At 65.4% G+C, this 18207-nt stretch carries 17 protein-coding genes; 4 read left to right on the top strand and 13 right to left on the bottom strand.

Features of this window, described 5'->3' with window-relative positions:
* Positions 1 to 113 precede the first annotated feature (113 nt).
* On the top strand, positions 114 to 341 hold the full coding sequence (locus tag AUC69_RS11415) for a hypothetical protein (protein WP_069442258.1): 228 nt from the start codon (positions 114 to 116) through the stop codon (positions 339 to 341).
* Between the two features lie 155 nt (positions 342 to 496).
* Positions 497 to 955 (top strand): phasin family protein, encoded by a 459-nt coding sequence (locus AUC69_RS11410; protein WP_083239368.1) that lies wholly within the window; start codon positions 497 to 499, stop codon positions 953 to 955.
* On the opposite strand, the gene AUC69_RS11405 is transcribed toward AUC69_RS11410, so the two are convergent.
* Positions 939 to 2306: a flavin-containing monooxygenase gene (locus AUC69_RS11405; protein WP_069442257.1), complete on the bottom strand. Its 1368-nt coding sequence runs from the start codon at positions 2304 to 2306 to the stop codon at positions 939 to 941. The genes AUC69_RS11410 and AUC69_RS11405 overlap by 17 nt on opposite strands.
* 254 nt (positions 2307 to 2560) lie before the next feature.
* On the opposite strand from AUC69_RS11405, the gene AUC69_RS11400 reads away from it, so the two are divergent.
* Both AUC69_RS11400 and AUC69_RS11395 read left to right on the top strand, forming a co-directional pair.
* Positions 2561 to 3919 carry an FAD-binding protein gene (locus AUC69_RS11400; protein ID WP_069442288.1) on the top strand — a complete coding sequence of 453 codons (1359 nt, stop codon included), beginning with the start codon at positions 2561 to 2563 and terminating at the stop codon, positions 3917 to 3919.
* Between the two features lie 173 nt (positions 3920 to 4092).
* Positions 4093 to 5001: an aldo/keto reductase gene (locus tag AUC69_RS11395; protein ID WP_083239366.1), complete on the top strand. Its 909-nt coding sequence runs from the start codon at positions 4093 to 4095 to the stop codon at positions 4999 to 5001.
* Positions 5002 to 5078: 77 nt separating this feature from the next.
* Here the strand turns inward: AUC69_RS11395 and AUC69_RS11390 are convergent, their stop codons facing one another.
* The 12 genes from AUC69_RS11390 to pal form a co-directional block, all read right to left on the bottom strand.
* The gene (locus AUC69_RS11390; RefSeq protein WP_069442255.1) at positions 5079 to 5321 is read right to left on the bottom strand and encodes a hypothetical protein; all 243 of its coding nucleotides are present in this window, start codon (positions 5319 to 5321) and stop codon (positions 5079 to 5081) included.
* A 122-nt stretch (positions 5322 to 5443) separates the two neighbouring features.
* The gene (locus AUC69_RS11385) at positions 5444 to 6034 is read right to left on the bottom strand and encodes an SDR family NAD(P)-dependent oxidoreductase (RefSeq protein WP_244500221.1); all 591 of its coding nucleotides are present in this window, start codon (positions 6032 to 6034) and stop codon (positions 5444 to 5446) included.
* Positions 6027 to 6215 (bottom strand): hypothetical protein, encoded by a 189-nt coding sequence (locus tag AUC69_RS16440; RefSeq protein ID WP_083239364.1) that lies wholly within the window; start codon positions 6213 to 6215, stop codon positions 6027 to 6029. The genes AUC69_RS11385 and AUC69_RS16440 overlap by 8 nt, the downstream gene beginning before the upstream one ends.
* Positions 6216 to 6223: 8 nt before the next feature.
* On the bottom strand, positions 6224 to 7516 hold the full coding sequence (locus AUC69_RS11380; RefSeq protein WP_069442254.1) for an adenylosuccinate synthase: 1293 nt from the start codon (positions 7514 to 7516) through the stop codon (positions 6224 to 6226).
* A gap of 111 nt (positions 7517 to 7627) precedes the next feature.
* Complete coding sequence (locus tag AUC69_RS11375; RefSeq protein ID WP_069442253.1) at positions 7628 to 8803, bottom strand: phosphoserine transaminase; 1176 nt, start codon at positions 8801 to 8803, stop codon at positions 7628 to 7630.
* A gap of 161 nt (positions 8804 to 8964) precedes the next feature.
* Entirely contained in the window at positions 8965 to 9819 is an 855-nt protein-coding gene (locus tag AUC69_RS11370) for an outer membrane protein (protein WP_069442252.1), read from the bottom strand.
* A 227-nt stretch (positions 9820 to 10046) separates the two neighbouring features.
* Positions 10047 to 11396, bottom strand: a complete 1350-nt coding sequence (gene glmM, locus AUC69_RS11365) for a phosphoglucosamine mutase (RefSeq protein ID WP_069442251.1) — start codon at positions 11394 to 11396, stop codon at positions 10047 to 10049.
* A gap of 158 nt (positions 11397 to 11554) precedes the next feature.
* Complete coding sequence (gene folP / locus AUC69_RS11360) at positions 11555 to 12637, bottom strand: dihydropteroate synthase (RefSeq protein WP_069442250.1); 1083 nt, start codon at positions 12635 to 12637, stop codon at positions 11555 to 11557.
* A 77-nt stretch (positions 12638 to 12714) separates the two neighbouring features.
* On the bottom strand, positions 12715 to 14643 hold the full coding sequence (ftsH, locus tag AUC69_RS11355) for an ATP-dependent zinc metalloprotease FtsH (RefSeq protein WP_069442249.1): 1929 nt from the start codon (positions 14641 to 14643) through the stop codon (positions 12715 to 12717).
* A 154-nt stretch (positions 14644 to 14797) separates the two neighbouring features.
* A complete protein-coding gene (locus tag AUC69_RS19055) occupies positions 14798 to 16030 on the bottom strand; it encodes a PP-loop family protein (protein ID WP_069442248.1) in 1233 nt (410 codons plus the stop codon).
* A complete protein-coding gene (gene ybgF / locus AUC69_RS18610; protein ID WP_069442247.1) occupies positions 15963 to 17276 on the bottom strand; it encodes a tol-pal system protein YbgF in 1314 nt (437 codons plus the stop codon). The genes AUC69_RS19055 and ybgF overlap by 68 nt, the downstream gene beginning before the upstream one ends.
* Before the next feature lie 149 nt (positions 17277 to 17425).
* Complete coding sequence (pal, locus tag AUC69_RS11340) at positions 17426 to 17938, bottom strand: peptidoglycan-associated lipoprotein Pal (protein WP_069442246.1); 513 nt, start codon at positions 17936 to 17938, stop codon at positions 17426 to 17428.
* Between the last annotated feature and the right edge of the window lie 269 nt (positions 17939 to 18207).

The raw sequence follows: 18207 nt of genomic DNA, 5'->3' as shown, positions 1-18207 counted from the left end.
GGCCGCGCGCCTTGTTGGAACCCAATCCAGGGCCCAACTATTAATCTTGTGTTCCGCCCTGGCCGCAACGGCCAACGGCACGCAACAATCGCATCCACACGAGGGAGGGACCGATGATCCGCACTTCACTTCTCGCAAGCCTCATCCTGGCCGCAGCGACGCTGTCGGCCCAGGCCGTCGAGCCGGTCAAAGGCGCCGTGAAAGGCACCGCAGAGGTCGGCAAGGGCGTCGTTCAAGGGGCCGGTCAGGCCGGCAAGGGCGTCGTCCAAGGCACGGGCACCGTGGTCAAGAAGACCGGCAAGGGCCTGAAATGCATCTTTACCCTCGGCAACCGCTGCTAGGCGGCGCGCGCTGAAGGCAGCGGCGGCTAAAGCCCCTTAGGCGGCCCCGGAACTTTTTTTGTGCAGCGCAGCAATTTCCCCTTGAAATCTATTGTGCACTGCAATATCTCTAGGCTGCACCGTGAAACACCCCGCGGAGATAAAGGAGTTCCGAGATGTTCGACTACAGCAAGGCCAGCAACGAATTTCAGAAGCTGGGCAAGGACAACTACGACGCGATGGTCCGCTCTTATGGCGAGCTCAATCGCGGCTTCCAGGATATCGGCGCCCAGATCACCGGCTATTCGAAGCAGGCATTCGCCGAAGCGACCCGCACTTTCGAGAAGCTCGTCGGCGCCAAGTCGCTCGAGCACGTGATCGAGATCCAGTCGCAGTATGCCAAGACGGCCTTCGACAATTGGGTCGCCGAGGCACGAAGATCGGCGAGAAGTTCGCCACCGTCAGCCGTGACGCCTATAAGCCGGTTGAGCAGGCTGTGGCCAAGACCACGCCGCCGTCCTTCACGCCGACCGCGTAACGCGATCGAGCGATTCGGCAAAAAAAGACCCGGGGTGAAAGCCCCGGGTTTTTTTGTGGCGTTTTGCGGCCGCGCTCAGATCACGACGCGAGCTTGAGCTTCTCGTCCGCGTCCTCGGCGCTCTCGCCCATGGTCCGCATCTCTTGCTCCTCGCCGGCGCACGGCCCGAACTTCTTGAGCAGCCGCGCCATGTAGCGGCGGAAGCGTAAGTGCTGTATCTCGAATTTGTGCCAAGGCGTGTCCTGCCACTTGATGCCGTGACCGATATCGGGATTGGCATGCGCGCGCAGCTTGCGGAACCAGTCCGCGCGCTTCTGATCCGTCTCGCAGGCCACGATGAAGGCCGCGATCAGCCGCGCCTGGTAATCGGCGATCTGCCACACGCCGCCTTCCGCCGGCTCGAACAGCCCGCACACGAAGAAGTCGTCGTGCTCGCGGTCGAACGTGTGGATGAACAGCTTGGAACGTCCCTTCTCGTCGAGAATGTAGGAATCGTCCATGAACGGGAAGCTGATGCTGTAGCCCGTGGCCCAGATCACCATGTCGACGTCTTCGAACGTGTCGTCGACGAAATAGACGCGCTTGCCCTCGAACCGCTCGATGCCGGGCTTGGCGACGATCCGCCCATGCACGATGTGATCGAGATACGTCGTGCAGGCGGTCGGATGCGCCTCGAACAAATTGTGGTCCGGCGCCTCCAGGCCGTAATGGCGATGCGCGCCCACGAGAATGCGCATGCCGAGCTTGTAGAGCCCGTACATGAAGCGGCGCGGCAGCGGCAAATGGCTCAACCGGTCGATCACCGCGTCGGTCGGCTTGCCGAACAGCATCTTCGGGAAGAAATAATAGGACCGGCGCATGGAGTGCACCGCCGCCTTCCCGTCGAGCGCGGCGTCGGACAGAATGTCGACGGCTGAGTTGCCGGCGCCGACCACAAGCACGCGCTTGTCCTTGAGCTGCGCCCGCGACTTCACGTCGTGCGAGTGCAGCATCTCCCCGTCGAACGTGCCGGCGTAGTCCGGCATCTTCGCCTGCCAATGATGGCCGTTGGCCACCACGAGCCCGTCATAGATCCGCGGCTCCGCCTCACCCTCGATGGCGATGCGCCAGCCCCGGTCCGTGCGCTCGGCCGACGTCACCCGGCTGTTGAAAGTGATCCGATCGTAGATTCCGTATTCCGCGGCATAAGCGCGCAAATACTCTTCGGCTTGGGCCGCGCTGACATAGTACGGCATCTCGTCCGGGAACTTGAAATCGGGGTAGCGCGACAGCTTCTTGGACGAATTGAGGTGGGTGGAACCATAGACCACATGCGGGCTATCCGGGTTCCAGATGCCCCCCACGTCGCCCTCCGCCTCGAAGCAATCGAAGGGAATTCCCCGCTCGGCAAAGGTTTTGGCGACGGCCAGGCCGCAGGCGCCGGCCCCGATGATACAGAAACGCTTCACGTCCCCTCACAAGCTCTGGCGCACCATGCGCCGGTGACATTTTGCCCAAGATTGGGCCATGACAGCGGCAGACCTAAGCACTCCCCTCAGGTCCCTTCAACCCATACGATCCTCCTCGCGCCTCATTGATCTGCGTCAAATCCTTTGAGGCTTGGGGCCCGCTCAATGCGCCCTGCGGCTCAAATGCGTGGAGCCTGGATTCGGCGGCACATTCCGTTATGGTCTTGCGCCGCGACGAAGTTTGGGGGGAGGACATGGACAGCCAGCAGGACGTCACCGTCAAGAGCTGGGACGGCACCTGGACCTATCACCCGAAGGTGAAGGTAACGCCGGAGAGCGTCGAGGATCTGGTCGAGATCATGGTCGACCACGTGCGCTTTCCCTCGCCCGTGCGCCCGGCCGGCTCCATGCATTCCACCGCCCGCATGAACGGCGACGACGGCACCATGGTCGACATGAAGGCCATGAATCGCATCCTGCACTTCACCGACGACACGGTGACGGTCGAGGCCGGCGTCTCGCACATGACGCTCGCTTACGCCCTGAAAGAGCGCGGCCTGCAGCCTTACATCACCACCGAGATCGGCAACACGACCATGGCCGCCATGGCCTGCGCCGCCACCAAGGACTCGTCCTTCCCCGGCGGCTTCGGCCAGGTGAGCTCCTATGTCACCGCCGTGCGGCTGGTGACGCCGCAAGGCGAGATCCGCGAGATCAACGAGGCCGACAATCCGAAGGAGATGCAGCTCATCCGCTCGAGCTACGGGCTGTTCGGCATCATCTTCGAGGTGACCATCAAGGTCCGGAAGACCACGGCGCTGTCGGTGCGCCACTACTCGCTGAGCCTGGAGAATTTCCGCAAATACTTCCCCATCTACAAGGCGCGCGGCTACGCCGTGATGTATTACATCTTCCCCTATGCGAAGCGCGTCGTCGTCGAGCTGCGCAAGGACAATCCCGAGGTCGAGCCCAAGTCGCGACTCCGCTGGGCCTATCGCAACCGCTTCTGGCGCAAATACGCGCCGGCGACGGTCCTCTGGATGAAGAAGAACATCTCGAACCCGAAATGGCGGGCGCGGGCCGAGGACGCCTTCTTCTATCTGCTGCGGCAGTTGATGGTTTGGTTCGTGCGCTCCGACCGCACCTGGCCGCACGCGCAGATCATCAATTACCCGCGCGATCCCGGCGAGAACAAATATCTCTTCAGCATGTGGTCGTTCCGCGAGGGCGGCTTCTTCGACACGCTCGAGGAATATTGCGACTTCTGCATCGCCTACGAGCAGCACACCGGCTATCGCTGCAACCTGCCGAGCGTCGGCTACGCCATCGTGCGCGATTGCGAGGCGCTGTTCTCCTATAGCTGGGAGGGCCCGACCTTGAGCATCGATCCGGCCTCCACCGGCGGCCCCGAATGGGAGGAGTTCCTGCTCGCCTATAACGATTTCTGTAGCGAGCGGCGGGGCGTGCCGCTGTTCAACCAGACGCCGTTCCTGACCCGCGACCAGGTGCGCCGGGCCTTCGGCACGCGGCTCCAGCAATTCGCCGCCCGCCGGAAAGAGATCGATCCCCAGGACCGCCTGCTCGATTCCTATTTCCGCGAGCTGTTGTCGTAAGGCGCCGCCGGGCAATTCGTCCCACCCGGTTGCCGTCCGCGGCACCCTTTTCCACCTGAAGAGTTCTCCCCGGAGAAGCACGCGAAAGGGGCCAGACATGGAACGCTTGAAAATCGCCGGCTTGCCCTTCGAGCTCGCGCATCGCGCTCGGCACCTGGGCCATTGGCGGCTGGATGTGGGGCGGCACCGAGGAAAAAGATGCGATCGCCACCATTCATCACGCCCTCGATCGCGGCATCAATCTCATCGACACCGCGCCCGTCTATGGCTTCGGGCAGTCCGAGGAGATCGTGGGCCGAGCCCTGGAAGGCCGGCGCGACAAAGTCCTGATCGCCACCAAGGCCGGACTCGATTGGAGCGGCGAAGGGATCGTCCGCAATTCGAAGCCGGCGCGGCTTGAGAAAGAGCTCGAAGACTCGCTCCGGCGGCTCAAGACCGATGTCATCGACATCTATCAAATCCACTGGCCCGACGAAGCGACGGCCTTCGAGCAGACGGCGAAGACGCTCGAGGGCTTTCGGCGCGACGGGAAGATCCGCGCCATCGGCGTCAGCAATTTCGCGCCGGAGCACATGGACCGCTTTTTGAAGGAAGCGCCGCTCGCCACCATCCAGCCGCCCTACAATCTGTTCGAGCGCGGCATCGAGGACGACGTGCTGCCGTACGCCAAGAAGCATGACATCGTCGTGCTCGCCTATGGCGCCCTGTGCCGCGGTCTGCTCAGCGGCAAGATCACGGCCAAGACGACATTCGACGGGGACGATCTGCGCAACAACGACCCGAAGTTCAAGGCGCCGCGCCGCGCGCAATATCTCGCCGCCGTCGCCAAGCTCGATGCGCTGGCCAAGGACAAGTTCGGCAAATCGGTGCTGGCGCTTGCCGTGCGCTGGCTTCTCGATCGCGGCGACACCATCGCGCTCTGGGGCGCGCGCAAGCCATCGCAGCTCGACGCCATCGGCGACGTCATGGGCTGGCACATCGACAATGCCACCATGAAAGAGATCGACAAGATTCTCGATGAGACGGTGAAGGAGCCTGTCGGCCCAGAATTCATGGCGCCGGCGCGTACCAAGGCAGCCTAGTCGTCCATACCCGCACAGCAAAAGAGGCGCCGTACGGTCCCGGCGCCTCTCATGATGGTCTCGATGTTCTTTGAGGTCTAGAAGCCGATCCAGACGCCACCACGGTAATAACCGCGGCCCTCGCCCGGCTCGCGCCAGCGATAGCCGGCGCCCGGCTCCCACTCGTCACCATAGATGTTGAGGTTCACGCCTGCGGGATACTCATGGGTCCGCTTGACCCGCCAGCAATCGCCGTCGCCGTTGCACACCACCGCGGCCGAGGCCGTGGTCGCAAAAGCCACGACGCCCAACGCCAGAACGGCACTACCAAGATATTTCATCGCCAGGATCTCCTACGTCTTGAGAAGCCGAAAAACGCGCGGCCGACTTCACGGTTGCGCGGGGACGACGATCGTTTCCTAGCCAGATGAAGGAGGCTTCAAGCGAATGGGTACAATTTGGCCTAAGCACCCATGGACTTGATGAACCAGCGCACCAGCGGGAAGGACAGGCTGCGCGGCATGTTGCGCACCGTCTTCAGGAAGCCCTCGACCTGCGGCGGGAAGGCGATCTCGTAAGGGCGGTTCGGCAGCTTCTCGAGGATCTTCCGCGCGCAGCGCTCCGTCTTCATGACGAACAGCTTCTTCTTCGGGTCGTAAGCGGCGTTGAGCGGCGTATCGACGAAGCCCGGATTGATAATGGTCACGTCGACGCCGGTGCCTTTGAGCTCGAGTTTCAGGCTCTCGGCGAGATTGATCACCGCCGCCTTGCTCGCCCCGTAGCTGCCGTTCCCCGGCCAGCCCGCATAGCCGAACAGCGAGCCCATGATGGCGACATGGCCTTGGCGGCGCGCCAGCATCGACGGCAGCACGGCGGCCACGCCGTTGATCACACCGTCCACGTTGAGCGCCATCGTCTTGTGGAAGCCGTCGACATCGATATTGCGGATGTCGAACGGCACATACATGCCCGCCCCCAGCAGCACCATGTCGATGGGGCCGAGGTCGGCCTCGACCTTGGCGGCGCACGCTTTCAGCGCATCGGCGTCAAGCACGTCCGCCGGGAAGGCTTTGATGTTCTCCGAAGCGGCCGAGCTTGTCGAGCCGGTCGCTCGGCCGCGCCGTGGCGGCCACAGTCACGCCGGCGGCGGCCAACCGCCGGGCGATCTCGCCGCAGATGGCCCCGGAGGCGCCGGTGATCCACACCAATTTCCAGGGATATTTCGCGTCAGCCATGACGAAGCCTAACCCACGAAGGGGTCGTGCACGAGGATGGTGTCCTCGCGCTTCGGACTGGTGGAAAGGAGCGCCACCGGCACGCCGACCAGCTCTTCGAGCCGGCGCACATATTTGATGCATTGCGCCGGCAAATCCGCCCAAGAGCGCGCGCCGCGCGTCGATTGCTTCCAGCCTTCCATGATCTCGTAGACCGGCTCGACCCGCGCCTGCTGGATCTGCGCCGCCGGCAGATATTCGATCTCCTTGCCGTCGAGCGTATAGCCGGTGCAGATCTTGAGCTCGGGCAGCGTGTCGAGCACGTCGAGCTTGGTCAGCGCGATGCCGTTGATGCCGGCCACGGTGCAGGTCTGGCGCACGAGGCAGGCGTCGAACCAGCCGCAGCGGCGGGCGCGGCCCGTCACCGTGCCGAATTCTTGCCCGCGCTCGCCGAGCTCCTTGCCCACCGCGTCGGTGAGCTCGGTGGGGAACGGTCCCTCGCCCACCCGCGTGGTGTAGGCCTTGGTGATGCCGAGCACGTAATGGAGCGCGCCGGGCCCGACGCCCGAGCCCGTCGCCGCCTGCGCCGCCACGGTGTTCGACGAGGTGACGAAGGGATAGGTGCCGTGGTCGATGTCGAGCAGCGCGCCTTGCGCCCCTTCGAACAGGATACGCTTGCCTTCCCGCCGCTTGGCGTCGAGCAACGACCACACCGTATCCACGTATGGCAGCACCTTGGGCGCGATCGCCGTGAGCTCGCCGCAAAGCTGATCGGCGCTGATCTCCGGCTCGCCCAAGCCGCGCCGCAAGGGATTGTGATGCGCCAGGATGCGCTCGATCTTGGGCTTCAGGCTCTGCAAGTCGGCCAAGTCCATGACGCGCACGGCGCGGCGGCCGACCTTATCCTCGTAGGCGGGGCCGATGCCGCGCTTGGTCGTGCCGATCTTGCCGGCGCCCGCGGCGGCCTCGCGCAGCGCGTCGAGCTCGCGGTGGAGCGGCAGGATCAGCGTGGCGTTCTCGGCGATGCGCAGGTTGTCGCGGCTGATCGCGACCCCGAGCGCCTCGATGCGGGCGATCTCTTCCGCCAAAGCCCAAGGATCGACGACGACGCCGTTGCCGATCACCGCGAGCTTGTTCTTGCGCACCACGCCGGAGGGCAGCAGCGACAATTTATAGGTCGTGCCGTCGACCACCAGCGTATGGCCGGCATTGTGGCCGCCCTGGAAGCGCACCACCACATCGGCGCGCTCCGACAGCCAGTCGACGATCTTGCCCTTGCCTTCGTCGCCCCATTGGGAACCGACGACCACGACATTGGCCACTATGAAATCCTCTAAATCCTGGAGTTAGACGCAGAAACGGCCCCGAAAGAGCGCGGGGCCGTGTCCCGTTATAGCGTGGCCGCCCGCCCGATGCGAGCCTTCCCTGGCGGCTTAGGCCGCCTTGGCTAACGCCGCTTTCTCGCAAGCGAAGGCCCAGTCGAGCCAGGGCATTAGCGCCTCGACGTCCGATCTCTCCACCGTGGCCCCGGTCCAGATGCGCAAGCCCGCCGGCGCATCGCGATAGGACGCGATGTCCTTGGCTACGTCCTCCCGGCTGAGCCGCGCCGCCATGGACCGCGGGAAGGCATCGCGCGCCTCCGGCGGCAGCGCCGCGATCTCGGAATCGGCGATCCTGAGGCAGACGGACGTGTTCGAGCGGGTCTCGGGCGCCCGCGCCATGAACTCCACCCAAGGCGTCTTGGCGACCCAGTCGGCGATCACCGCCGCGTTGGCGTCGGCCCGGGCCATGGTGCCCTTGAGCCCGCCCACGCTTTCGACAAAGGCGAGCGCGTCCATATAGTCCTCGAGGCACAGCATGGACGGCGTGTTGATGGTCGAGCCCTCGAACAGATCGTCCATCACCTTGCCGTTCTTGGTCAGGCGGAACAGCTTCGGCAGCGGCCAGGGCGGCGCGTAGCTCTCGAGCCGCTCGATCGCGCGCGGAGACAGGATCAGCATGCCGTGCTGCGCCTCGCCGCCCAGCACTTTTTGCCAGGAATAGGTGGTCGCATCGAGCTTCCGCCAATCGAGGTCTTGGGCGAACACGGCGGAGGTGGCGTCGCAGATGGTGAGACCCTTGCGGTCGGCCGCGATCCAGTCGGCGTTCGGCACGCGCACGCCGGAGGTGGTGCCGTTCCAGGCGAACACCACGTCGCGGTCGAAATCCACTTCGGAAAGGTCGGGCAGACTGCCATAGGCCGCCAGCAGCGGACGGACGTCGGTGAGCCTCAACTCGTCGAGGATATCGGTCACCCAGTCGCGGCTGAAGGCCTCCCAGGCGAGCACGTCGACGCCGCGCGGCCCCAGCAACGACCACAGCGCCATCTCCACCGCGCCCGTGTCCGAAGCCGGCACCAGCGCCACGCGATAGTCGTCAGGCAATTCGAGCAAGTCGCGGGTCTTGAGCAGCGCCGCCTCGATGCGCGCCTTGGTCTCCGGCTGGCGATGATTGCGCCCGAGCAGCGCGCCGTTCAGCGCCTCCGGCGTCCAGCCCGGCCGTTTGGTGCAAGGGCCGGAGGAAAAGCGCGGATTGGCGGGGCGTAGCGCCGGCTTTGGCGGCAGGGTCACGGCAGTCTCCTGAAGGAACGAGACGAGGCTCGCATGTGGAGATGCCCATACGAGCGGCGCATATGCCCGTCAAGAGCGCGCCGCCGGTCCGCCGCTCAAGAAAAAACCGCCCGTCGGGAAGACGGGCGGTTAAGGCTAGCAGTCGGCTGTGGTGGATGGGTCTACTTGAAGGCCACCGGCATCGGCGCTGCCGGCTGATGTCCGAGCTTCCAGCGCACGCCGAGCATGACGTCGTGAGACGTGATGTCGTCGATGTCCACGCCGGCGTAGGAGCTGGTGTTGTCGTAGGACGTCACCGTCCCCGACCGCGCGTTGCCGAGATCGGTGTAGCGGTAGGACAGGTCGAGCGTGACGGACGGGTTCACGTCATAGGCGAGACCGCCGTAGACGGCCCAGGCGAAATTCGTCTCGGTGTGATCGGCGCCATAGGCGACACCACCATTCGGCACGTTGACGTCCTTGAGGCCGAGCACGGAGACCGAAGCCATACCGATACCGCCGCCGACATAAGGCGTGATGCACATATAGGTGCCGAGGTCGATATAGGCGTTGGCCAGGCCGACCCAGCTCTCGATGTCGGCGGTATATTCGTTGGTGCCCGGCAGGAAGGTGCCGTCGGCGTCGTTGCTGGCTCGGCTGAAGGTGCCGTTGCCGCCCGGATAGCGATCCTGAGCGATGAACAGCGACTTGCCGCGATATTCACCGGTGACATCGAAGCGGAGCCAAGTGTTGAACTCGTAGCCGATGCCGACGCCGAAGAACGGCGAGCTCTTGATGTCTTCGTGGAAGACTTCGAAGTCATTGAACTGGAAAAGCTCCGTGCTGATGTCGCCGACATTGGGGTTGGCGCCGCCGATAAAGCCCTTCAGGTAGACCGGCCCCGTGCAGCCCACGCAAGGCGCGGGATATTCGAGCGGCGGCGGCGGCGGAAGACCGAGATCGGCGGCATAGGCGCTCGCCGTCTGGCCTAGGACCAGCGCGGCAACGCCGAGAATGAATGAGCGAGTCTGTCCCATCTGATTACCCCTTCTGACTGCAGCCTGGCGATCCAATGACCTGCGGCTCAGGTCACGCTGGCTGTCTCATGAGGGCGACTATCGGCGGGATTGGTTAATGGACTCCTAAGCGCGGTCCCAGGACGGGACAGCTGTGGCGTGCCAGCCACAAGACGCCGGGCGCGTGGCTCTGGCGAGCGGCAACTTCCTGAAAACGTTAGTCTTTTAGATTGCCAGGAAACCGCAGCCTAGGCCGCGGCGGCATCCGACAGGGCGTGGACGATGTCCGAAACCACGGTCTTCACCAGCCCCGCGTCGTCGCCCTCGGCCATGACCCGAATCACCGGCTCCGTGCCCGAAGGACGGATGACCAGGCGTCCGGCCTTGCCGAGCTTGGACTTGCCGTCGTTGATCGCCCGCTGCACCCCCACATTGTCGAGGGGCTGGCCATTCTTGTAGCGGACATTCTCCAGGATCTGCGGCAGCGGCTCGAAGCGGTTGCACACCTCGCTCACCGGCTTGCCGCTCTGGGCGACCACGGCCAGGATCTGCAAGGCCGTGACCAGGCCATCGCCGGTGGTGGAGAAGTCCGACAGCACGATATGGCCGGACTGCTCGCCGCCGACATTGTAGCCGTGCTGGCGCATATGCTCGACCACGTAGCGGTCGCCGACCGGCGTGCGGGTCAGGCCGAGGCCGAGATCCTCAAGATAGCGCTCCAGTCCGAGATTGGACATCACCGTGGCGACCACGCCGCCGCCGGCGAGCCGTCCGCGCCTGAGCCAGAACTCGGCGATGACCGCCATCAACTGGTCGCCGTCGATGATGCAGCCCTTCTCGTCGACGATGACCACGCGGTCCGCGTCGCCGTCGAGCGCGATGCCGATATCGGCGCGCACTTCTTGGACCTTGCGGATCAGGGCATGCGGCGCCGTCGACCCGCAATCCTTATTGATGTTGAGACCGTTCGGATCGACGCCGATCTTGATCACCCTCGCGCCGAGCTCCCATAGGGCTTCCGGCGCCACCTTGTAACCGGCGCCGTTGGCGCAATCGATCACCACCCGGATGCCGTCGAAGCGCAGATTCTTGGGCAGGGTGCGCTTGGCGAATTCGATATAGCGCTCCCGCGCGCTGTCGATGCGGGTCGCGCGGCCGATCTTCTCCGGCGGGGCGAGCAACTCGGTGAGGTCGCCCTCCATCAGCTTCTCGATCTCTTCCTCGGTCTCGTCGGAAAGCTTGTAGCCGTCCGGTCCGAACAGCTTGATGCCGTTGTCGATGAAAGGATTGTGCGAGGCGGAGATCATCACGCCGAGATCGGCGCGAAGCGAGCGGGTCAGCATGGCGACGGCGGGCGTCGGCATCGGGCCGAGCTGGAACACGTCCATGCCCATGGCGGTGAAGCCGGACACCAGCGCGGACTCGATCATGTAGCCGGACAGACGCGTGTCCTTGCCGATCACCACGCGGTGGCGGTACGAGCCATTGGTGAAAACCTTGCCGGCGGCCATGCCGACCTTCAGCGCCACCTCCGAGGTCATCGGATAGGAATTGGCGCTGCCACGGATACCATCCGTGCCAAAAAACTTGCGAGCCATCCCGGTACTTCCCCCGTCTACGCCGCCAGACGGCGCATTCCCCGTTTTTGGATTTGCCTGGCGCGACATCGGATTATGCGCCTCCTCATAGCCTGCTTGCGTTCAAAAAATGTAAGCAAAAATTACACGGCCAGTCTAAGCGCGGCGTGAAATTTGCCTTAATTTTCAGTGCCGAACATGCTCGCGCGCCAAACATCCAGCGCCTGGCGGCTGCCCGCCACGTCATGGACCCGCAACATCTGCACCCCTTGCGCGGCCGACGCGATCGCCGCCGCCTGGCTACCCGGCTCCCGCGACCGGGGATCGCGGCCCTGGCCCACCCCGCCGATGAAGCGTTTGCGCGAGGCGCCGACCAGGAGCGGCACGCCCAGGCCGTGGAACACGCTGAGATTGGCGAGCAAAGCGAGATTGTGGGCGAGCGTCTTGCCGAAGCCGAGACCCGGATCGGCGGCGATGCGGGAGCGGTCGATGCCGGCGGCCACGCAAGCTTCGATGCGCGCCTCTAGATAGTCGAACACCTCGAGCACCACGTCGTCGTAAGTGGGGTCGTCCTGCATCGTCTTGGGCTCGCCTTGGGCATGCATCAGCACCAGATCGAGTCCCGCCTCCACGGCCACGTCCAGACAGGCCGGGTCGTGGGTGAGCGCCGACACGTCATTGAGGATCTTGGCGCCGGCTTCCGCCGCCGCCCGTGCCACAGGCGCTTTCCGCGTATCGATGGAGATGACGGCGTGGATGCCCTTGAGCCCGTCCAGCACTGGCACCACCCGGTCGCGCTCCGCCTCGTCCTCGACCCTGTCGGAACCCGGCCGCGTCGACTCGCCGCCGACATCGACGATGTCGGCTCCCGCCTCCACCAGCTCCGCCGCATGGGTGATGGCGCCCTCGGTGGTGTCGTAGAGACCGCCGTCGGAGAAGCTGTCCGGGGTGACGTTGACGATGCCCATGAGCGCCGGGCGTTTAAGGTCTAAGCCGGCGAAGGGCGCCCGCTGCGCGGTGACGCGCGAAAGCGCCGCGCCGAGATCGGCGTCGCGCACCTCTTTCAGCGCGCTCACGGGAAACAGCCGCCGCCGCGAATTGGTCGGATCGCCCTCGATCAGGACCGCGGACGTGAAGGCGATCGGCCCGCCCGCCAAAGGCAGCGCCAAGCCATCCTCGATGCCGGCGTCGGCCGGCGGTCCGTAGAGAAACCCGATGGGCCGGAGATAGAGCTTCCCATCTGCCGTATTCTTTTCAGCCATGGGGGAGCCTTAGCACAAAGCAACATGCCCGGCACAAGGCCGGGCATGCGCAAATCAAATGCTTTGGAGAGCCGTGTCTAGGTCGGCTGCGGCTCCATGCCGCCAGCGTCCGGCTCCGGCGGCTTCTTGCCCCGGCCGGCGGTCGGCACAGCGGAGGCGGGACCGGGGCGCACCGTATCCTCCTCCGGCACATCGCGCACCGGCGGCTTGCCGTTGAGGAGGTCCTTGATCTCCTGACCCGACAGCGTCTCGTATTCGAGCAGGCCGCGGGCGACGATGTGCAGATCGTCGATATTCTCCGACAGGATCTTGCGCGCGCCTTCCAGCCCCTCATCGACGATGCGGTGGATCTCCTCGTCGACGATGCTCTGGGTCTCGTCGGACAGGTTCTGCTGCCGCGCCACCGAATGGCCGAGGAACACTTCCTCCTCGTTGTCGCCATAGGCCAGCGGGCCGAGCTTATCGGACATGCCGAACTGGGTGACCATGGCGCGCGCGAGCTGCGTCGCCATCTTGATGTCGGACGAGGCGCCGGAAGTGACCTTGTCGTGGCCGAACACGATCTCCTCGGCCACGCGGCCACCCATGGCGACGGCGATGTCTGCCTTCAGCTTGGCGCGGGTGTGGGACAGCATGTCCCCGTCGGGCAGGCGCATGACCATGCCGAGCGCGCGGCCGCGCGGAATGATGGTGGCCTTGTGCACCGGATCGGACGCCGGCTGATGCAGCGCCACGAGCGCGTGTCCGCCTTCGTGGTAAGCCGTCAGCGTCTTCTCCTCCTCGGTCATGACCATGGAGCGGCGCTCGGCGCCCATCATCACCTTGTCCTTGGCGTCCTCGAACTCGTGCTGCGTGACGAGGCGCTTGGAACGGCGCGCGGCGAGCAGCGCCGCCTCGTTGACGAGGTTGGCGAGATCGGCGCCGGAGAAGCCCGGCGTGCCGCGCGCGATGACGCGCAAGTCGACATCCGGCGCCAGCGGCACCTTCCGCACATGCACCTTGAGGATCTTCTCGCGGCCGATGATGTCGGGACGCGGCACCACGACCTGGCGGTCGAAACGGCCCGGACGCAGAAGCGCCGGATCGAGCACGTCGGGGCGGTTGGTCGCGGCGATGAGGATGATGCCCTCATTGGCCTCGAAGCCGTCCATCTCGACGAGCAACTGGTTCAACGTCTGCTCGCGCTCGTCATTGCCGCCGCCGAGACCGGCGCCGCGATGACGGCCGACCGCGTCGATCTCGTCGATGAAGATGATGCAGGGCGCGTTCTTCTTCGCCTGATCGAACATGTCGCGCACGCGGGACGCACCCACGCCGACGAACATCTCGACGAAGTCGGAGCCCGAGATGGTGAAGAAGGGCACATTGGCTTCGCCGGCGATGGCCCGCGCCAGCAGCGTCTTGCCGGTACCGGGAGGCCCGACCAAAAGCGCGCCGCGCGGAATGCGCCCGCCGAGCTTCTGGAACTTCTGGCGGTCGCGCAGGAACTCGACGATCTCCTGCAAATCGTCCTTCGCCTCGTTGACGCCGGCGACGTCGTCGAAGGTCACGCGGCCGTGGCGCTCGGTGAGCAGCTTCGCCTTGGACTTGCCGAAGCCCATGGCGCGGCCGCCGCCCGACTGCATCTGGCGCATGAAGAAGATCCACACGGCGATCAGGAGCAGCATGGGGAACCAGGAGATCAGCACGCCGAACAGAGACGGCACGTCTTCCTCCGACGGCTTGGCGGTGATCTTCACGCCCTTGCTGTTCAGCTTGTCGACCAGGTTGGGGTCGTTCGGCGCGTAGGTCTGGAAGCTCCGGCCGTCGGTGTAATGCCCGGTGATCTGATTGCCGGCGATGGTCACGTCTTGGACGTTGCCGCCTTCGACCTCGGACAGCATCTGCGAGAAGCTCACCTCGTTGCCGCGGACCTGGACGCCGGGCGTCTGGAACAGGTTGAAAAGAGCAACCAGAAGAAGGGCGATGAACACCCAAATCACGAAATTACGGAAGTTCGAATTCATGAACTGACCTGACCTGACGGCTTGGCTGAGAGGCGCGCGGCGTTAAGAGCGTTGCCCCCGAAAAACTGGCTCAGAATGGCCAGTAAGCCCAGTTAACATAGGAACCTGCACGACTTTTGCCAAGTAAAGCTAACGCAAAGAGGTGCATGCTTCCTCAACGGCTTAGGATCGCTGCGGCGTCCCGCCTCGGCTCTCGGATCGGCCCCCGCAGGAACGTTGCTTGGCAGTCAAGGCGCGCTTCGTGGCGCGAGCAAGGCGTGGAGCACTGAGGCGCCTGACGGAAGTCAGCCAGCCCCAATAGGCTTTCGCCGCGCCAGCAGGCCGGCAGCGCCCGGGCCGCGAGCCGCGGCAGCGAGTCCGGCAGGGCCTCGGCCTCGCGGAGCTGACGCCAGCCGCTCTCGCCAAGCGCCCGCACCGTAAGGGTCCGCGGCGCGGCGGTCCCAAGCGTGACCCGGAAGCGATTGTCCCATAGAGCCCCCTCGCCCGGATGGAGCTCGAGCACCGGTAGCCCGTCCCGCCGCATCTCGCGGAAGATCCCGAGCCGCCCCTCGCCGTGCGGCGCGATGCGGCAGCGGCCGAGCGTATGAGCCTTGTCGGGATGCTCGCGGAGCGCGGCGAACAGCGCCTCGAGCTTGGCCAAGCGCACCGGGTCCTCGCTGCCGCCGACCGACGCCAGAAGGCGCGACAGCGACCGCAGGGCGATTTCCTCCGGGCAAGTTGCGAGCGCCGTCCAATCGACGACCGCATAGCCGGCATCGCTGGTCTCGGCATGGCGGGAGAGAAGCTCTTGCGCCGCCTCGTCGAGCGCCGCGCGGGCCCGCCGCAGGCGCCGCGCCGACAGCGCCAGGGCTTCCGGCGTCAGACCGAGCTTGGCGTAGGCATCGTTGGCGCCGCGCAGACGCGCGCGTTCGAATCGAGGGTCCGCGTTGCTCGGATCGACGGCGAAGGCGAGCCCCGCCACCTCGGCGCTGGCGACGAGCCGCGCCTTCGGCACGTCGAGCAGCGGCCGGAGCAAGGGGAGCGGGCCCAGGCCCCCGTCTCGGCCATGGCGGCGAGACCATCGAGGCCGCTGCCGCGCTTCAGCCGCATCAAGAAGGTCTCGGCCTGATCGTCCAGATGATGGGCGGTGACGAGCGCGCCGATGTCGTGCGCGACCGCCTCCGCCGTCATCAGGTCGTAGCGCGCCGTCCGCGCTGGCCTGCACGCCCGTGGTGACGTCGCCTTGGTTTTTCCAGGCGAGGATCGTATGCGGCAGCGACAGCGCGGCGGCATGGCCGACCATCAGCGCCTCGTCACGCGCGCCGGGACGCAAGCCGTGATCAACCGTGAACACGGAGAGCGCCGGACCGTCCTTCCGCGCGGCACGCCAGCGCGCCGCGAGATGCATCAACGCCAGACTGTCCGGACCGCCGGACACCGCGAGCGCCACGCGGGCATAACGCAACAGCGGCTGAAACAGCATGTCCGCTTCTTGGCGCGAGACCGGTCCGCCGCGCGCATTTGCAGCCAGCCTTGTCTGCCTCGCCCTTGGCTTGATTGCGCAGATGATCGTGCATGTCGGGGAATTTGTCGTTGAGCTCCGCAAAGGTGGAACAGGCGGCATCCTTCTGGCCGAGAGCCGCGAGCGACATGCCGAGCTTGAGCAGGCTGTCGGGCGCCTTGTCGCTGGAGGAGTATTTGCGGTAGGCGGCGAGGAAGCTGTCGGCCGCCTTCTTGTATTGCTTGCGCACGTAATAGGTCTCGCCGACCCAATATTGCGCGCTGCCCGCCAGCGGATCCTTCGGATAGGTCTTCACCACCTTGGCGAAGCCCGTCTCGGCCGCCGGATAATCGCGCTGCAGAAGATCGCCGTAGGCTTGCTCGTAAAGCGCCTGGGCGTCGCCGTCGGGGAGCGCGGCAAGGCTCTTGGCCAAGTCGTCTCTTTGGGCCGCGTCGTCCGGCACAGCGCCGGTGGCGGACGGTGGCAGGATCGATTGGGGGGCGTTATCGTCGGCTTCCGCCTGGCCGGGCTGTTGTCCATCGGGCTGTTGTCCGCCGGCCCTTGGCCCATACCAGCGCGGCTTCGACGGATCGCTGTCGTCGGCCTGCGGCGGAATCGCGGCCTGAGGCGCAAGGGGCGCTGATTTGGGCGCGGCCTCGGCCGGTGCCGGCTCGTCCCGTAGAGCCTCCATGACGTCGGGCGCGATATCGGGCTTGCTGGTGTCAGACTTGGGCGCCGGGGGCATCGTCTCCTCCGCCGCAGCGACATCGGCCGGCGGCGGTGGCGTGGCATCGGCCCCGCCGGCCTGACCACCCATCTGGCCGCCCATCATGGCCATCTGATTGGTGAGCGCCCCGATCTGCGTCTCGATCACGCTCACGCGGGAGTCGAGATCGCCATCGCCCGCTGGAGCGGCGCCCGACACCCCTGGCGCCAGGCTCGGTTTGGCGCGGACCAGCGCCTCCAGACGCCCCACCATGGCCTTGAGATCGGCGATCTCCGTCTCAAGCTTGCCGACGCGGGCATCGAGATCGCCGCCGTCTTGCGCCAGCGCCCGGCCCGGCGCGAGACCCAGCAGGACACAGACCGCCAGCGCGGCGAGATGGACGCGGGTCCCCCGTGTGGGACCCCAAATGTGAAGCGATGGGAGCACGATTTGCGACCTTGTCAGCAGGACCGGCGCGGAGCTTCACGCGGCGATGGACACGAGCCGCGGCGAATCCGCCGGAACGCGTCCATTTGCCGGGCCCTTTGGGGCCAAACTTAGGTGTGTTTGGCCCACAAACCGTCCAGCGACAAGGTCTAGTAGCGGGCCACCGCGCCCGCATTCAGGATCGTCTGAGCACGACGGTTCTGAGACCAGCAGGAGATGTCGTCGCACACCGCGATCGGCCGCTCCTTGCCGTAGGAGATGGTCTTGACCCGCCGGGCGCTGAGGCCGTTGCTGAGCAGGAAGCCTTTCACCGCCATGGCCCGCTGAGCGCCGAGCGCGAGATTGTATTCGCGCGTTGCCCGCTCGTCCGCATGACCTTCGATGGTCACGGTGTATTGCCCGTATTGGTTGAGCCAGCGGACCTGTTTGCGCAGGATGTTCTGCGCCTCGCCCGTCAGCCGGGCGCTGTCCACCTGGAAGTGGACCACGTCGCCCACATTGCTCGAGAAATCCCTGGTGCTGCCCGGCGTGGCCGGCCCCTCGCCCCCGAGACCGTATTCCTTCGGCTGCTGGCTCTTCGAACAGGCGCCGAGCGCCAAACCGACCGCCAAGAGCACACCCGCGAGCTTGCAGGCGTGGCCGACCCCACCACGGAAACGCATGTACTTAACTCCCGCTAAATTTAAGAAAATCGTAGGAGTGAAGTCCTTAACGATGTCTTAGCTCCGGAGGCCCCCGAGGGCTTCCGCAGCGATATGGTTAAGACGGAAAAAGGTGGCGTTTATGGGCCGGTTTCCGGGCTCCGAGAGACGGAGCCCGACACGGCGGGGCCGAAATCAGGGCCCTAAAAAGGAAAAGGATGCCTGGAGCGCCGCCGCATCAGCTACGGCGCTCCGGCATCCATGTCCCGTTTTGCCCGGAAGCCAGGAGC

This window comes from Methyloceanibacter superfactus, from assembly GCF_001723305.1.
Classification (GTDB): Bacteria; Pseudomonadota; Alphaproteobacteria; order Rhizobiales; family Methyloligellaceae; genus Methyloceanibacter; species Methyloceanibacter superfactus.
Note: the sequence above shows the minus strand (reverse complement) of the source record. Positions and strands in the feature narration are given on the sequence as shown.

Excerpts from the sequence above, each read along its gene's own strand:
- AUC69_RS11415 (WP_069442258.1), top strand. The coding sequence starts at position 114 with ATGATCCGCACTTCACTTCTCGCAAGCCTCATCCTGGCCGCAGCGACG.
- pal (WP_069442246.1), bottom strand. The coding sequence starts at position 17,938 with ATGCGTTTCCGTGGTGGGGTCGGCCACGCCTGCAAGCTCGCGGGTGTG.
- AUC69_RS11395 (WP_083239366.1), top strand. The coding sequence starts at position 4,093 with ATGTGGGGCGGCACCGAGGAAAAAGATGCGATCGCCACCATTCATCAC.
- AUC69_RS11410 (WP_083239368.1), top strand. The coding sequence starts at position 497 with ATGTTCGACTACAGCAAGGCCAGCAACGAATTTCAGAAGCTGGGCAAG.
- glmM (WP_069442251.1), bottom strand. The coding sequence starts at position 11,396 with ATGGCTCGCAAGTTTTTTGGCACGGATGGTATCCGTGGCAGCGCCAAT.
- AUC69_RS16440 (WP_083239364.1), bottom strand. The coding sequence starts at position 6,215 with ATGGCTGACGCGAAATATCCCTGGAAATTGGTGTGGATCACCGGCGCC.
- ftsH (WP_069442249.1), bottom strand. The coding sequence starts at position 14,643 with ATGAATTCGAACTTCCGTAATTTCGTGATTTGGGTGTTCATCGCCCTT.
- folP (WP_069442250.1), bottom strand. The coding sequence starts at position 12,637 with ATGGCTGAAAAGAATACGGCAGATGGGAAGCTCTATCTCCGGCCCATC.
- AUC69_RS11370 (WP_069442252.1), bottom strand. The coding sequence starts at position 9,819 with ATGGGACAGACTCGCTCATTCATTCTCGGCGTTGCCGCGCTGGTCCTA.
- AUC69_RS11390 (WP_069442255.1), bottom strand. The coding sequence starts at position 5,321 with ATGAAATATCTTGGTAGTGCCGTTCTGGCGTTGGGCGTCGTGGCTTTT.
- AUC69_RS11400 (WP_069442288.1), top strand. The coding sequence starts at position 2,561 with ATGGACAGCCAGCAGGACGTCACCGTCAAGAGCTGGGACGGCACCTGG.
- AUC69_RS19055 (WP_069442248.1), bottom strand. The coding sequence starts at position 16,030 with ATGCATCTCGCGGCGCGCTGGCGTGCCGCGCGGAAGGACGGTCCGGCG.